Raw genomic sequence first — 15,414 nt, 5'->3', positions numbered from 1 at the left:
AAGATAGCACATATTTTACAGTACGTATTCTGCTATAAATTGAAAACGTCGTGCTAGACATCCTTGACTAATAGTAAGAAATTTGACCATTCAATTATTAGAAAAAGTATTTTATATATTTTCTAATTAAAACTTTAAACAAGTTAACAAAACAATAATTATTATGAAAAAAATTACCCTACCCCTTACTATTTTATTTTTAGTATTTGGAGCATTGTCCAATGCACAAACAGTACCAGGTGTTTGTGACGCAGGAACTCTCCTAGCCCAAGAGACCTCCACTCCACTACCCTTAGAGCTTGATGGTGAAGATTTTATTACTATAGACTGTGAAAATGAACCTAATATTATCGCATTTGACATTGCCGAAACAGGGATTATAGGTTCAACGACAAGCCTTAGTCAGGTAGTCTTTGAAATAGAACATACCTATTCTGGAGATTTAGAAATTTCTTTAGTATCTCCTGCAGGAACAAGTATTGTCCTTACAGATAATAATAGCGGAAATACAGTTGATGCCTATTTCGTTACCACTTTTGGAGATGGTGGAGAGGATATCACTACAGCCACGCCTCCATACACAGGCTCAATTTTTCAACCTCAAGGTGGAAATTTTGCAGATGTATTTGATGGGGAGTCTATAACTGGTACCTGGCAACTGAGAATCTGTGATACTACAGACCTTGATACTGGAGCCGTTGCATTTGCTGGTATTGTATTTTGTAATCCCATCCCACCATCAAATGACCTTATTGAAAATGCCATAGATGTAGATGAAGCAGGGTTTCCGTTTACCGATGCTGCTGTTAATTTCCTAACGGCTACAGGAGATGTTATTCCTAATGATACAAACTGTGGTACAGGTGGTAACCCAGTACCAGCCGTATGGTATAAGTTTACAGCTACAGAAGAAGGTACAGCCACGGCCACCATTACTACCCCTGCATCTGATGCTTCTAGTGCCCTTGTTGTTTTTTATAATGCTCCTGATGAAAATGCAACAGTTGGTGACTTGCTCTTTGAAGATTCCGGAACAAATGAATGTGCGAGTTTCATTACTTCCAGTATAGAAACTGTACCAGGACAAACCTACTATCTATTAGTGATCAATTTGGATACTGCCTCTGATGTTGTTATAGAATTTGATAACAATTTAAGTATTGATGAGCAAGCATTTGATGGTTTTGAATATTTTCCTAATCCGGTTCAAAACACACTTACCCTTAATGCACAAACGCCTATAGAAAAAATAAGCCTCTATACGCTATCTGGTCAAAAAGTGATCGAGCAAACAAATACTACCACAACAACACAACTTGATATGACAGCACTTAGTTCAGGAATCTATCTGATGAAAACTACCATTAATGGACAGGAAGGTACCTTTAAGATTTTAAAACAGTAATTAGCCAAAACAATTAATATCCTATTAAATAATAAACTCATCTTGGTCTTTTAGTTTTCTAAAAAATCAAGATGAGTTTTACAATTGTATACGTTTTATAGTCTTACTTTCCCTGCGGTTGTGGACCTACAAGCAGGCTGGTCTCAAAAAGTACGTTTTCCTACCTACCAGCAGGCAAGCGCGAAAGCATACCTATTCATTTGTATACTATTGACATCCTGTATAAGGATTTGTAAATGTATTAGGGTTCTTTGCCCACGTCAAAGTTGTCTTATCTCTAGATGTCATAGGATTGCTAGACACTGGAGTTAAATATGTATCACCCGTACAATATCCACGCGTATCTAATTCTACAGACCCATCACTCATTACGGTAATCAAACTATAGCCAAAAAATGGCGGTGAGTGAGATACATGACGATTATTAACACTTCCTCCATGACCAGCGACAATTTGGTAGGTTCCTCCACCCAGAGCGTTATTAATAGGTTGCGAACGTTCATAATTATGTTGATGTGCAGAAAGCATGGCTATTACTCCATTTTTCTCAAATGTTGGCCATAATTGCCCTCCTTGAGGTAATCCTCCATGCGTTGTGTCTGGTTGTCCATTTACATAATAAGGACGATGTCCTAACACAAAAATATGATCTATAGCGCTGTCTTTCTTATAGGCTTCTACTTGATTATTTACCCAAGACACAGGTAATTGGCCTTCTAATCCATTAGGGTTATAGGTATCGGTATTCATGACTACAAAACCTACATTATGTTTTGTAAAAGCAAACGTCAATCGATTATCTAGTCCTAAGGTATCTGGAGCTGTTTTTCTACCCGTTGGCATGTACTTTTTCATATACTTTAACCAGACATCTGTACTCCCTTTAAGGGGAATTTCTCCATTTGGTGTATATGTTAACATTTCGTGATTTCCTGGTACAGCGACGAGTTCAATTCTAGATTTGCTAATAGGGTTTGCATCGTACAATTTCTCCCAAGCTTTAAGTTGTGAATCTAAATTAGGGAGTGTACTCTCCGCAAGTACTAAATCTCCTAGAAAAAAGAATAATTCAGGCTTTAGTGATAAGCTATCCATATCCTGATAAATACGTTCTAGAGCATATGTATTTGCTGTAGAAGGGTTTGAAGATGATTGATTATGTCTATCAATACGGTTACATCCTACAAAAGAAAAACTAAAAACAGGTGTTGCTTGTTTTTTAGAAATTACTCCTAATTCTTCTTCAGTAGTCTCTTGAATAGGTGTTTCTGTATTGTTTTTACAACTACCTACTAAAATGAGCGCTATAAAGCTACTCCATAAAATTCTATGCTTCATGATGGTTAGTTTACGTGCTATGAAAATAGTATAATTTATACAAACACTTATAAGTATAAATACGTGTTTGATAATGTAATAACCAATCAATAAAACCTAGTTAAAAGGTCTTATTAATCATCATAAAACTTAGATTTTCCGAGATAGGCTTTTACAATGGCATTCCATTCTTCTCCTATACGTAATGCAGTTGTACCATCTATATTATAGAGAAGTTCATAATTTGTAAAACCACTTTTAAGTAGTTCTTCCAAATAAAACAAACTTGCATTTACATCACCTTCTTTTGCACTTAAAGAAATTGCATTTATAAAGGCTTGTTGATTGTTAGGGTCTACCAACGTACGTAAAATATTCATAAATAGTAGTTGTTCTATCTTAGGCTTTTTTTCTAAAACCTCTTTGTATTTGTCTTCTACAAGTGTTTTTGCAAATCCTTTTAAACGAATAGAAGCTTTACGTTCTTGATTATTACTTGCTGTACTATCAATTTTTGCATCTAAATCATTCATTTGAAAATTCCACCAACCTAGGTTATCAAAGTAAGAATTCTTAGCATCTTCAGTAAGGTAGTATTGAAAATCTTCTGCTAGTAAAAGCTCCGCATATTTTACAGTTGTTTTTCTAGATCGTTTTGCTTTAAAAGTAGTATTTCCTCGTATGGTTTTTAATAGCTTTTTCTGTGAATCTGTATCAACGCGATCTTTATATTGCTTCTTTAAGTCTTGTACAAAACTAAATGCGGGTAAGTGTTTTTGCTGTCTATATAATAATTCTCCAAAAGCAAGGTCACTATCATAATAACGTTGTACATCTTCTACTGGAGTTGCTCTAGTCATTAGAATATCAACCATAGCCGCCGATAAAAATCCAGCTTCTGGCCAATCTTTTCCTCCATCATACTCGTAATACCCTGCAAAACTTGAACTACTACGCAATACATTTTGGTAAGCGCGTAACTTATACGAATTAGGATTCTCATCGCCCGATATAAGCGTCAATTTAATCCCTGAGTTTTTACTAAAAATATTTTTGTCTATATAAATATCATTTATAGCAATAACTCCTTTAATTTTTTGTGTTTTATATGCGCCCGCTGTTGCTACCAATGCCCCATCTCCTCGACCTGCAAATATAATTTTAGCAGCGTCTATTGCATACCGTTGATACACCGTATTAATTAGTTTTTCTGTTCGTTTTAAGCCTGTTTGTAACGAATCTTTAATTGCAAAATTGGCTCCCACTATAATACTACGGGTAAGCTCTGCTCCGATGGTAAATTGTTGTACGGCCCGATCTCCTGCATTGGTTTCATCAAAAACAAAGACAATCGGATAACTCTCATTCTCATCATATCCTCTAGGGAGATATAAGGCGTAGGTGTCATTTTGAGTATCATCTAAAGCAATTGAAGAAATAATAGTACCGGGAACAATGTCTTGACTTAAAGCAGGAAGAGTTACAAAGAGAAAGAGTATTATATAGCGCATATACAATTTTAAATTTTCAACAATTATATCAAATATCGTGCAAGAAATTCTTTAATAAAAAAATAAATGAACTTATATGCATGATCATCCTCTTATTTTTTGCCTATTTTTAATCTACTAAAACTTTGTGTATGAAACGTTCTTTACTCATTATTATTCTCTTTTTATCCGCTTTCGCGAAAGCGCAAGACTATTATTTTGCAAAATATACTCCTTTTCAACAAAGCATTCCAACACCTGAAGAATTTCTAGGCTACGGTATTGGAGAGCAGCATACACGACATGATCAAATTGTTTCTTATTTAGAAAAACTTGCCGAAGTATCTGACCGAGCAACTATTTCAGAATACGGTCGTACTCATGAAGGCAGAAAATTAGTCATGCTTACAATCGCTACTCCAGAAAATCACACCAACTTAGAAACTATTAAAAAACAGCATCTTGCTTTTTCTAATACCTCGCAAAAAGCAACAAATTATGATCAAGTTCCAGTTTTTATACAATTAGGATATAATGTACATGGTAATGAGCCTTCTAGTTCTGAAGCTGCTCTATTAACAGCCTACACACTCGTTGCTTCAGAGCATGCAGCTATCGCCAACTACCGTAAAAATGCTATTATTTTTATAGATCCTACCATTAATCCTGACGGACGTGATCGTCATACGCAATGGGCAAATAGCTTTAAAGGATCACCGCTTGTCTCTGATAATATTGATGCAGAACATACAGAAATGTGGCCACGAGGACGTACCAATCATTATTGGTTTGACTTAAACCGAGATTGGTTACTTGGGATTCATCCAGAGAGTCGTGGGAAATTAAATTGGTATCACGAGTGGTATCCAAATGTAGTCACCGATTTTCACGAAATGGGCACTAATAGCACTCACTTCTTTGAACCTATGTTACCTATAGGGAGTTTAAATCCTATCATGCCTAAAGAAAACTACGAAGACCTCAACAACCTTTTTGCTCCTTACTTTTCAGATGCATTAGATCAGATTGGGTCTTTCTATTTTACAAAAGAAGCCTTTGATGGCACCTATCCTGGCTATGGAAGTTCGTATCCCGACTTACAAGGAGCACTCGCATTGCTTTTTGAACAAGCCAGTAGTCGAGGGCATTTACAAGACACCGATTTTGGAACGATTTCTTTTCCGTTTACGATTCGTAATCAGTATACTTCTAGCTTTGCTACGGTTAAAGCAGCTGTTGAGAATAAAGCTCGTTTACGTAAATACCAGCAAGATTTCTTTGTATCCGCTTTCGCGAAAGCAAAAACAGATCAAGCCGTTGCTTATGAATTTGGAGATCCTAACGACCGAAATCGTACCAAAGCATTTATAGACAAACTTCTATTACATCGAATTAAAACCTACAAAAAAGGAGATGGCACCTATGTAGTGCCTGTAGCACAACCACAAAAACGTATGGTGCAATCTTTTTTTGAGACGTATAGCAAATACCGCGATAGTGTGTATTATGATGCCAGCGCATGGAGTGTCGCCAATTTTTATAATATGCGCTACAAAGGGTTAAATAGTGTGCCTCGTTTGAGTAATGAAGTAACCAGTACAGATGGTATCGCTACAGTGACTCCAGTTTCAAAAACAAACTATGCGTATCTCATAGATTATGATGATTATAATGCTACAGCATTACTATATCACCTTCAACAAAAAGGAATTACAGTATCTACGGCTTTTAAATCCTTTACTGCAAAAACACAAAATGGAACCGTAGATTTTAATTATGGAGCACTTCTGGTTCCTGTGAGTAGACAGTCACTAGATGCAAATGAAGTATTTACCATTGTTTCTGAAGCCCAGCAACGTTTTCAAGTACCTATTCATGCTACAAATACAGGTTTTAGTGTTAAAGGAATTGATCTAGGGAGTAGTAACTTTGCAAAAATTGACACGCCCAAAGCAGCCATGCTTATTGGGGATGGCACGAGTTCGTATGAAGCGGGAGAGGTATGGCATCTACTCGATACACGTGTACATATGCCTATTACGAAGATTCTGATGAATAACTTCCGATTTGCAGATCTTAGCAAGTACAACACCCTAGTAATGGTCTCTGGAAATTATAGTCGGCTTTCTGATGGAGATGTACAAAAACTTAAAACATGGGTATCTCAAGGGAATACACTCATTACGATAGGGCGTGCAACTTCATGGGCAGTTAACCGAAAAATAGCTACTGGAAAACTAACAGAAAAGAAAAAGGATACAACCAAAGTAACTGAACGTAAAAACTATGTAGATGCACGTAATAATAGAGGAAAACAACGTTTAGGAGGTGCTATTTTCAAAGTAGATTTAGATATCACTCACCCGCTTGGATTTGGATATCGTTACCGCGATTTGCCTGTTTATAAGAATAATAATGTATGGTTAGCGCCTAGTAAAAATGAATATAACACAGTAGCTAAGTATACGAAAGACCCACATATAGATGGTTTTATTTCTGAAGAAAATTTGGAAGATAATTTAAAACCATCGGCTTCTTTAGTGGTAAGTCCACAAGGGAGTGGTCGTGTCGTCCTTTTTGCTGATAATCCTAACTTTAGAGGGAGTTGGTATGGTACGAATAAATTATTTTTTAATGCCTTGTTCTTTGGAAGTTTGATTAACTAAAGTAAAATTGTATGCCAACGTAGTGTTGGTGGTTGTACGTCCTTTTTTGTAATATGCGAAGCACAAAAAAGAACGTACTTTCCGTAACTCAATTCTAAATAAGTTATTTTTTAATGCCTTGTTCTTTGGAAGTTTGATTAACTAAAGTAAAATTGTATGCCAACGTAATGTTGGTGGTTGTACGTCCTTTTTTGTAATATGCAAAGCACAAAAAAAGACGTACTTTCCGTAACTAGCTTCCGAATACGTTATTTTTAAACGTTTTGTTTTTGAAAGTCCGATTCATCATTAAAGTAAGTAAATTATGTTATGCTTAAAAGTTATTTCTAGTGGTCCATACATCGACCCTAGGTTTTTAGATAATTCAGATGTACCCTTCGTTATTCTAGTGATTGTATGTTTATTCATAACCTATTTTAAGTTGAAGAAACAACGATCAACTACATTGACAGATGTACATACAATAGAAAAATACAGTATAGAGAATTATGATATTTTGATGCAACCAAAAACTATCAATCACGATGGTAGTGCTCTTTTTGGTGAATTTTCGTTACGAAATATGTACAAAGTATTACTCTTATTAGTCACTATTATTCTTGTTATATTAAGCTTAAAGTATGGTTTTATACCATATTAATAATTACAAATCTATCTATAATATGAATCATGTAATTCAACATATCATTCAACAATACAAAGAAGTTCAAAATGGAACATTATGGATAGGTAGTACATTTACTAGTAAGTTAAATCAGGTAGATGAATCTATGGTTTTTAAGAGACCCATTGAAGGATTGCATAGTATTGCTGAGATCATTTCTCATTTAACATTATGGAGAAAAGAGACCATCTTAAAAATTCAAACAGGTACAGGAAGTAAAACAGACGATTGTGAAGAAAACTGGTTGACGAATGACAAACTGGAACTAATAGGCTGGCATCATATCAAATCAGAATATGATAAGACACTTACTCAATTGATTAATTTATTAGCATCTAAGGATGATGATTTTCTGAATACAAAATATTATGATACCGACTTTAAAGACAATTATGAATATCGGTTTATTATTAACGGAATGCTTCACCATGACCTCTATCATTTAGGACAGTTAGGCATCATTATAAAATATTTAAAAAAGCATCCATAAACTTATACCATTAATGTTTAGTTCCATTATATGATCACATTGAGACCTCTTGAATTATCAGATGCATCACAATTAGCTACCCTTGCTAATAATAAGAATATATGGAATAACTTAAGAGACTATATCCCTTTTCCATACAATGAAAATGATGCAAAATCATTTATAACGCAAACCAAACAAGAGGATCCCAAACAAAATTTTGGTATTGAATATAAAGGGAATCTTTGTGGCGTTATTGGTGTTATAACTCAAAATGATGTGTATAGAAAAACCGCTGAAATTGGTTACTGGATTGGTGAGCCCTATTGGGGTAAGGGTATTGCCACAAAAGCAATAGCATTAATAACACACTATGGTTTTGAACAACTAGAACTAATAAGAATTCATGCTGGGGTATTTGAATACAATATTTCTTCTATGAAAGCACTTGAAAAAAATGGGTATATGAAGGATGGGATTTTTAAAAAAGCAATCATCAAGAATGAAAAAATTTATGACGAACACAGGTACTATATAATACGTGATGAGTATACTAAATGAATATAAGATCATAAAAAAGGAATCAATGATCTGAATACTTCTTTTTCTGTTAATTTAGCGACCACCAATGAATGATAAAGATTCTTTTTCTCACGTATATGTGAAAGCCCATATAATATGAATACTATCATTTTAATACATAGGATGCTGCGTACGCTTTCGCGAAAGCGTAATTATTTTTATATATTGTATAGGTTATAAAATAAATCAAAACCATGGCAACAACTCCAGAACACGATGCTCGTGTAGCCAATATGAAGTTTTTTTCTGTCTACCCTCATTACGTAACAAAAGTGGAAAAAAAAGGGAGAACTAAAGAAGAATTACATCAAGTTATAGAATGGCTTACAGGCTTTAATGAAAGTGACATACAACAACTCATTGACGAAAAAGTAACATTTGCCACCTTCTTTGAAAGGGCTACATTACATCCAAATGCTTCCTTAATTAAAGGAACCATATGTGGCTATAAAATAGAAGAAATTGAAACTCCATTAACCAAACAATGCCGCTATTTAGATAAACTCATAGAAGAACTTGCTAGAGGAAGAAAAATGGAAAAAATACTTCGAAAAGTATACATATAATACCCTTAGACTTACTCAAGTAATATTTTTAATAGTTCAAAACCTTCTTTTTAACTAGTTATTGGAATACTCGTCATAATAGTTGTTTCACTCAAGCAATCGTCCCGTTAACTCATTATAGCTTTCTATACACCTATGATATATCTATGTTTGAGAGAAACAAAACAGATATATTATGAAAACACTATGTATTCCAAAACAACAAAACGTATTAAAAACAGGTATTGCCTTTGGTATTTTCCTGATGATTTCACTTTTCACGACTACCGTAAATGCACAAGAAACGGAACGAACTGTTACTGGTCAAGTTACTTCTAATTATGGTATTGTACCCTCTGCAACCGTACTCTTAAAGGGAACGTATATTGGAGTGGTATGCGATGATGATGGAAAGTTTACATTTCCTCAAAAATTAAAAGAAAACGATGTATTAGTCGTGACTTCTCTAGGATTTAAAGATAGAGAGATCAAGATCACAGGAGATACTACCTATATCGAACCATTTCTAGAGGATATTCCAATCATTATTACTGCTGCTTTACGCACAAAAGCTACTACGGCACCATTAGATATAGAAAAGAAATAACGCTTTTGATATGAGAAGATATCTTCTTTTAGTATGCTTCATCTTTATGCCGTTCTTACATGCACAACAAAGCGATTTTAAAACCATCGATTTTACAAAAGCTGAGAATATTGCAGATAGACATAAAGGTGAAGCACTTACTAATTTACCAATGCTCGCTCATCAACTAACCTATACGTTAGATACGGATGTGGAGCGTTTTAGAGCTATCTATTATTGGGTGTGCCATAATATAAAAGGAGAGTACGGACTGATGCTAAAAAATGATCGTAAACGTCAAAAGCTAAAAGACGATCCAGAAGCATTACACATTTGGAACCATCAATTTAAAAGACAGGTATTTAAAAAATTACTTAATGATAAAGAAACACTTTGTACAGGTTATGCCTATTTAGTCCAAGAATTATCCCGATTGGCTGGTTTAGAGTGCAAAATCATAAATGGGTATGGCTTAGATGGAAGTATGAAATCTAAAAATTTAGAGATGCCTAATCACTCTTGGAATGTCATTAAACTCAATGGAAAATGGTATCTATGCGATGCCACCTGGTCTAGTGGTTTTACAGATGTAACCACAGAACTATTTGAATTTGATTATGATAATTCATTCTTCTTAATGCAACCGTCAGCGTTTATAAAAACACATCAACCAGTAGATAAAGAATGGACATTGCTTCCTCAAAAATGATAACGGATATTTATTAATACATATACGCTTTCGCGAAAGCGAGTTTACGAGATTCACGACCAGAGGGAGAGCTTAGCGGTAAAGCGTACTCAGAATCTTCACAAGTTAATAAGAGCTAACTAAGGTTATATCTTTTATATTTAATGAGTATTCTATATCATTTTGAATAAAATACCTAAAAATCCATTATACTACTTTGTAGTAATCGTAATAATCTACTCTGCTTACGATTATTACGAACATATTAGTAGAAAAGACGCTATTTTTGAAGAACATCCTTGGTATTGGTTATTCTTTTCTAGTGCTGCAACAACATCTCTTATCTTAATTACTTTTTTTGCTAAAAAGTATATTGAGAAAATAACAAAAATCAAAAACGTACTTATAGAAGTAACAGCCATAGGAATATGGCTTATTTTATATCTAACCATTATAGGACCCCTTTTAGCAAAAATACTTTGGCCATTTGGTACGCTGAATTTCAACTTTCGTTTTAGTAGTTTCTTTATTATCCTAGGTATTTATTTTATAACAAGAATTATAATTAACTTGATCACTAGAAAAGGAATGTTGGATTCAAGTTAATCTATACTTTATCAAAAAAATATGCATTAAACAGTATAAATCCAGAAAACGGTCAAATTATCACAAAGCAAAACAGTATATATCGTCAAATTTTACATAGAAGAAGAAAACTACTTCCTTGGTGGATGATTTTTTTTATTTGGATCTATTTTTTACCAGCAATCTATAGTGTAGGTGTTCTATTTTGGGAAGCCATACGATATAGCCTAAATTTTGGTTTTTTATTTGATGTATCGATCTATGGTATGAGTACTGATGATAGCTTCTCACTAATGGGTTTATTAATCCATTCTATTATCTTCTTCAAAGCATTTACCGCCTACACGATGTGGACAGAGAAAAATATTGCAATGACACTAGGTATTATAGATGCAATCATTGGACTTATAATTTGTGTCATGATGACTATATTCTACCCTATTTTTGAATTAGTCGGCGATGGTACTTATGAAATCAATCTTAGAATTGAAATTCTCTTTTTAATCCCTTATTTAATTAAATGTTGGAAATTACAAAAACCTTGGAAAGTGCTCGTAGAACCTATTTATTCTAAAGTAAAACCTACATCAATACACAAAGAAAGAAATAACCCTAAGCCAGATCAAAAACAAAGCAGTAGCGCATCTCCAAAAACAGAAGAGAAGAGTAGTAAACAACAAGAAGCAGAAATTATAGACAAAGAAGATCCTAAAAGATTTATGCCAAAATAAAAATTCATAATCATAAAATATAACCTTTATGAAAAATAGAATTCCCGCATATATAGTAAAATATTACATCATACTATTTTCTATTTGTATCGCTTCCTGTAATGGACAAGACGCCTTAAAAAAGGAAGAAGAATCTATAACAGGTACGTTATCTAAAAAAAAACAGACAACTCCGCTCCCTCCTTCTGAGTATAGTCCTACCGAATTCTTGTCTCCAAGAATAAGTGACTTTGTACGTAGGATATTTCAAGACTCACAAGGAAACTTATGGCTTGGTACAAATGGAGATGGCGTGGCTCGTTATAATGGAAAAAATATAGAATATTTTACATTTAAAGAGGGATTTGGAGGAGGAGCGGTACGAAGTATTTTAGAAGATCGCAACAAAAATATCTGGTTTGGCACTAATGGAGGAATCACAAAATATGATGGTACTACATTTACAAATTACACAGAAAAAGAAGGATTGGCAGATAACAATGTATGGAGTATGACGATAGATAAAGAAGGAATTCTATGGGTAGGCACTTATCAAGGAATAAGCTTATTTGACGGTACTTCATTTACTCCTTTTACGCTTCCTGAAACAAAAGAAGATCATAGAAGAGGTGTGACAAGCAAAAAAATTGTGCATAGTATCATGCAGGATAGTAAAAATCGTATGTGGTTTGGCACCAATGGTGGTGCATATATCTACGACGGAAAATCGCTAACGAATCTCTCTGAAAAAGATGGTTTAAGTAATAATTCTGTCAATGATATTTTAGAAGACACTCAAGGAAATTTCTGGTTTGCTACTCACTTCAAAGGGATTAGTAAATACGATGGAGCTACTTTTACGAATTATACCAAAGATGGCATTATAGCTGGTGATGAAGTATGGAGCGTATATGAAGATCAAAACGGATATATTTGGTTTCCCGCAGAGAATTATGGCGTATATCGCTATGATGGTACCACATTTACAAATTTTTACAATGATCAAGGGCTTACTACCAATGGGGTACAAACCGTATATCAAGATCAAGAAGGAAAGATTTGGGCAGGAGGCTGGAAAGGACTCTTTCTAAAGAATGAAAACAATTTTGCCGCTGTCACTATACATGGTCCATGGAAGTAATAAAATACTATTGCTAAATAAATGAATACGCTTTCGCGAAAGCGTATAGAACTACCCTAAAGTTCAATAACTACATTTCAGTCACAATACGTATCTTTAACACTGAACATTCAATTTAAAAACACTAACAACTCCTACAATCTATGAATAACAAAGTTATGTACACTATCCTTTTCCTTTTGGGATTCTGTCAAATAGGATTAGCACAAATCTTGAATACATCAGAAAAATATTCTTTTTCATTTGAAACCCCTGTAGAATTAAAACTCTACGATACAGAATCTGTACGTGTGGTAGGTTATGAAAATGATGATCTAGCCGTAGATACAGAGATTTTTTATGTAAATGAAGTTAGCAAAGATTACTTTGTTAATCTTGCTAGAACCACCGAAGTAGTAGCTTCTCAATTAAGCCTATACGAAGTACAAACAGCTCAAAAGTTAACAACCGTTGCTAAAGGCTATTATGTACGAGCAACAGATATAGATGGTGATACTAAAAATCCCGTATTTGTAGTCGTTATGTATCACCCAGAAAAGAAAATCATATACGAATCAACTATTTATTGTTATGATAATGATGTGATTGCTGGCGAAAAAATAGCACAAAGTTTTAGGTTAATATATTAGCCTTATCAAAAACTCTTCCATAGAATACAAACCATCACCTATGAAAAAACAACTACTTCTCACACTCACTATTATTTTTACTGTATACGCTTTCGCGAACCTGTCTGCCGCAAGGGCTCAAAATATAGCACGACAGGCAGGAGCGCAAACACAGCAAGGTCCATTTAATCAATTAATCATACGAGGTGTCACCGTTATAAATGGTGATGGCGCACCGCCTATTGGTCCCGTAGATATTGTCGTAGAAAATAATATCATCAAAGAAATTAAGGTAGTAGGATATCCAGGCGTACCCATTGATGCTACCAAACGCCCGCAACTTAAAAATGGAGGAAAAGAACTTGATGCCAATGGGATGTATCTGCTGCCTGGTTTTGTAGATATGCATGGACATATTGGAGGTGTAGCTCAAGGCGCAGATTGGGAATATGTGTTTAAGTTATGGATGGCACATGGGGTAACAACGGTGCGCGAACCATCAGGAAGAGGTATCGATTATGCCTTAGATTTAAAACGTAGATCTGCAAAAAATGAAATTATCGCACCGCGTATTGTCGCACATACAGGTTTTGGGCAAGGAAGTAAAACGCCTATCACTACTGCAGAACAAGCAAGACAATGGGTACGTGATAATGCAAAAAAAGGCGCAGATGGGATTAAGTTTTTTGGCGCAGAACCTCATATCATGCAGGCGGCATTGGAAGAAAATAAAAAATTAGGTCTTACCTCATCCATGCATCACGCACAATTAAGTGTAGCGAGATGGAATGTATTAAATTCGGCGAGAGCTGGACTTACTTCTATGGAACATTGGTATGGATTGCCTGAAGCCTTATTTACAGATCGTACGGTACAGGATTATCCTTTAGATTATAATTATAACAATGAGCAACATCGTTTTGGAGAAGCGGGTAGATTATGGCAACAAGCAGCAGCTCCTTATTCTGATCATTGGAATGCTGTCATGGAAGAATTATTAGCCTTAGATTTTACATTAGATCCTACTTTTAATATCTATGAAGCAAGTCGTGATTTGATGAGAGCGCGCCGTGCAGAGTGGCATGAAGACTATACACTACCCTCTTTATGGCGTTTCTACCAACCTAGTAAAATTTCGCATGGATCCTACTGGCATTTCTGGGGAACGGAAGAAGAAGTTGCTTGGCGCGAAAATTACCGTCTATGGATGACCTTTATCAACGAGTATAAAAACAGAGGAGGGCGTGTCACTGCTGGATCTGACTCTGGATTTATCTTTCAACTCTATGGATTTGCCTATATACGCGAATTAGAATTATTAAGAGAAGCTGGTTTCCATCCTATGGAAGTGATCAGAGCTGCAACGCTTAATGGTGCTGAAGCTCTACGTATGGATGATAAAATAGGATCTGTACAAGTAGGTAAACTAGCCGATTTTGTGATTGTAGATGAAAACCCGCTTCAAAATTTAAAAGTACTGTATGGAACTGGTGCTATCAAACTCACTGAAGATAATGAAGTGATTCGTGCAGGAGGTGTAAAATACACCATTAAAGATGGTATTATCTATGATGCTAAACAGCTATTACGTGATGTAAAAGCAATGGTAGATAAGGCAAAAGCAGACGAAGGCGGATTTGAAATTAAGCAACCTGGAGTTAAAGGATAGTTTCTAATATTTTTATACAAAATACGAAAAATAGAAAGCGCGTCACTCATAAAGAGTAACGCGCTTTCATTTTAAAGATTGAATCTCAATTAAAGGTTGCTTGGTCTATGTAAGGAAAATCTCAAAAGGAATACCAAAGTACCCCTTGCGATAGAGTTTCTCTCAATACAGATTCCTACTAATAATCATTATAATTGTATTGTATATCTTCACTCCTAAAGACAAGCACGTTATTTCTATAAGTATTTCTTCTGAGGGGTTAGAGTTCATGGCCTACCGAAGTAAACTC

General features: G+C 34.8%; 15 protein-coding genes. 13 read left to right on the top strand and 2 right to left on the bottom strand.

What is annotated here, in order from left to right; translation table 11 throughout:
* Positions 1 to 163: 163 nt before the first annotated feature.
* Positions 164 to 1,405 carry a proprotein convertase P-domain-containing protein gene (locus tag Q1A60_RS12600; protein WP_299766398.1) on the top strand — a complete coding sequence of 414 codons (1,242 nt, stop codon included), beginning with the start codon at positions 164 to 166 and terminating at the stop codon, positions 1,403 to 1,405.
* A gap of 207 nt (positions 1,406 to 1,612) precedes the next feature.
* On the opposite strand, the gene Q1A60_RS12595 is transcribed toward Q1A60_RS12600, so the two are convergent.
* Both Q1A60_RS12595 and Q1A60_RS12590 read right to left on the bottom strand, forming a co-directional pair.
* Positions 1,613 to 2,743: a metallophosphoesterase gene (locus tag Q1A60_RS12595; protein ID WP_299766400.1), complete on the bottom strand. Its 1,131-nt coding sequence runs from the start codon at positions 2,741 to 2,743 to the stop codon at positions 1,613 to 1,615.
* 113 nt (positions 2,744 to 2,856) lie between these two features.
* Complete coding sequence (locus Q1A60_RS12590) at positions 2,857 to 4,233, bottom strand: hypothetical protein (RefSeq protein WP_299766402.1); 1,377 nt, start codon at positions 4,231 to 4,233, stop codon at positions 2,857 to 2,859.
* Between the two features lie 131 nt (positions 4,234 to 4,364).
* Between Q1A60_RS12590 and Q1A60_RS12585 the strand changes: the two genes are divergently transcribed.
* From Q1A60_RS12585 to Q1A60_RS12530, 12 genes are all read left to right on the top strand, one after another.
* The gene (locus Q1A60_RS12585) at positions 4,365 to 6,878 is read left to right on the top strand and encodes a M14 family metallopeptidase (protein ID WP_299766404.1); all 2,514 of its coding nucleotides are present in this window, start codon (positions 4,365 to 4,367) and stop codon (positions 6,876 to 6,878) included.
* A 421-nt stretch (positions 6,879 to 7,299) separates the two neighbouring features.
* Positions 7,300 to 7,518: a hypothetical protein gene (locus Q1A60_RS12580; RefSeq protein ID WP_299766406.1), complete on the top strand. Its 219-nt coding sequence runs from the start codon at positions 7,300 to 7,302 to the stop codon at positions 7,516 to 7,518.
* 22 nt (positions 7,519 to 7,540) lie between these two features.
* The gene (locus tag Q1A60_RS12575; RefSeq protein ID WP_299766408.1) at positions 7,541 to 8,032 is read left to right on the top strand and encodes a DinB family protein; all 492 of its coding nucleotides are present in this window, start codon (positions 7,541 to 7,543) and stop codon (positions 8,030 to 8,032) included.
* Positions 8,033 to 8,062: 30 nt separating this feature from the next.
* Complete coding sequence (locus Q1A60_RS12570; protein WP_299766410.1) at positions 8,063 to 8,572, top strand: GNAT family protein; 510 nt, start codon at positions 8,063 to 8,065, stop codon at positions 8,570 to 8,572.
* A gap of 215 nt (positions 8,573 to 8,787) precedes the next feature.
* Complete coding sequence (locus Q1A60_RS12565) at positions 8,788 to 9,159, top strand: DUF2200 domain-containing protein (protein ID WP_299766412.1); 372 nt, start codon at positions 8,788 to 8,790, stop codon at positions 9,157 to 9,159.
* A 175-nt stretch (positions 9,160 to 9,334) separates the two neighbouring features.
* Positions 9,335 to 9,745, top strand: a complete 411-nt coding sequence (locus tag Q1A60_RS12560) for a carboxypeptidase-like regulatory domain-containing protein (protein WP_299766414.1) — start codon at positions 9,335 to 9,337, stop codon at positions 9,743 to 9,745.
* A 10-nt stretch (positions 9,746 to 9,755) separates the two neighbouring features.
* On the top strand, positions 9,756 to 10,433 hold the full coding sequence (locus tag Q1A60_RS12555; protein WP_299766416.1) for a transglutaminase domain-containing protein: 678 nt from the start codon (positions 9,756 to 9,758) through the stop codon (positions 10,431 to 10,433).
* A 162-nt stretch (positions 10,434 to 10,595) separates the two neighbouring features.
* Positions 10,596 to 11,018: a hypothetical protein gene (locus Q1A60_RS12550; RefSeq protein ID WP_299766418.1), complete on the top strand. Its 423-nt coding sequence runs from the start codon at positions 10,596 to 10,598 to the stop codon at positions 11,016 to 11,018.
* Positions 11,019 to 11,143: 125 nt separating this feature from the next.
* Entirely contained in the window at positions 11,144 to 11,728 is a 585-nt protein-coding gene (locus Q1A60_RS12545) for a hypothetical protein (RefSeq protein ID WP_299766420.1), read from the top strand.
* A 28-nt stretch (positions 11,729 to 11,756) separates the two neighbouring features.
* The gene (locus tag Q1A60_RS12540) at positions 11,757 to 12,848 is read left to right on the top strand and encodes a two-component regulator propeller domain-containing protein (RefSeq protein ID WP_299766422.1); all 1,092 of its coding nucleotides are present in this window, start codon (positions 11,757 to 11,759) and stop codon (positions 12,846 to 12,848) included.
* Positions 12,849 to 13,006: 158 nt separating this feature from the next.
* Positions 13,007 to 13,477: a hypothetical protein gene (locus Q1A60_RS12535; protein WP_299766424.1), complete on the top strand. Its 471-nt coding sequence runs from the start codon at positions 13,007 to 13,009 to the stop codon at positions 13,475 to 13,477.
* 40 nt (positions 13,478 to 13,517) lie between these two features.
* Positions 13,518 to 15,125, top strand: a complete 1,608-nt coding sequence (locus tag Q1A60_RS12530; RefSeq protein ID WP_299766426.1) for an amidohydrolase family protein — start codon at positions 13,518 to 13,520, stop codon at positions 15,123 to 15,125.
* The last annotated feature ends 289 nt before the right edge of the window (positions 15,126 to 15,414 follow it).

This window comes from uncultured Dokdonia sp., from assembly GCF_947492535.1.
Lineage (GTDB): Bacteria > Bacteroidota > Bacteroidia > Flavobacteriales > Flavobacteriaceae > Dokdonia.
Note: the sequence above shows the minus strand (reverse complement) of the source record. Positions and strands in the feature narration are given on the sequence as shown.

Bases quoted from the DNA above. Each gene is read 5' to 3' on its own strand.
- Q1A60_RS12560 (WP_299766414.1), top strand. From the start codon at position 9,335: ATGAAAACACTATGTATTCCAAAACAACAAAACGTATTAAAAACAGGT.
- Q1A60_RS12555 (WP_299766416.1), top strand. From the start codon at position 9,756: ATGAGAAGATATCTTCTTTTAGTATGCTTCATCTTTATGCCGTTCTTA.
- Q1A60_RS12565 (WP_299766412.1), top strand. From the start codon at position 8,788: ATGGCAACAACTCCAGAACACGATGCTCGTGTAGCCAATATGAAGTTT.
- Q1A60_RS12585 (WP_299766404.1), top strand. From the start codon at position 4,365: ATGAAACGTTCTTTACTCATTATTATTCTCTTTTTATCCGCTTTCGCG.
- Q1A60_RS12535 (WP_299766424.1), top strand. From the start codon at position 13,007: ATGTACACTATCCTTTTCCTTTTGGGATTCTGTCAAATAGGATTAGCA.
- Q1A60_RS12530 (WP_299766426.1), top strand. From the start codon at position 13,518: ATGAAAAAACAACTACTTCTCACACTCACTATTATTTTTACTGTATAC.
- Q1A60_RS12600 (WP_299766398.1), top strand. From the start codon at position 164: ATGAAAAAAATTACCCTACCCCTTACTATTTTATTTTTAGTATTTGGA.
- Q1A60_RS12595 (WP_299766400.1), bottom strand. From the start codon at position 2,743: ATGAAGCATAGAATTTTATGGAGTAGCTTTATAGCGCTCATTTTAGTA.
- Q1A60_RS12545 (WP_299766420.1), top strand. From the start codon at position 11,144: ATGATTTTTTTTATTTGGATCTATTTTTTACCAGCAATCTATAGTGTA.
- Q1A60_RS12575 (WP_299766408.1), top strand. From the start codon at position 7,541: ATGAATCATGTAATTCAACATATCATTCAACAATACAAAGAAGTTCAA.
- Q1A60_RS12570 (WP_299766410.1), top strand. From the start codon at position 8,063: ATGATCACATTGAGACCTCTTGAATTATCAGATGCATCACAATTAGCT.
- Q1A60_RS12590 (WP_299766402.1), bottom strand. From the start codon at position 4,233: ATGCGCTATATAATACTCTTTCTCTTTGTAACTCTTCCTGCTTTAAGT.
- Q1A60_RS12540 (WP_299766422.1), top strand. From the start codon at position 11,757: ATGAAAAATAGAATTCCCGCATATATAGTAAAATATTACATCATACTA.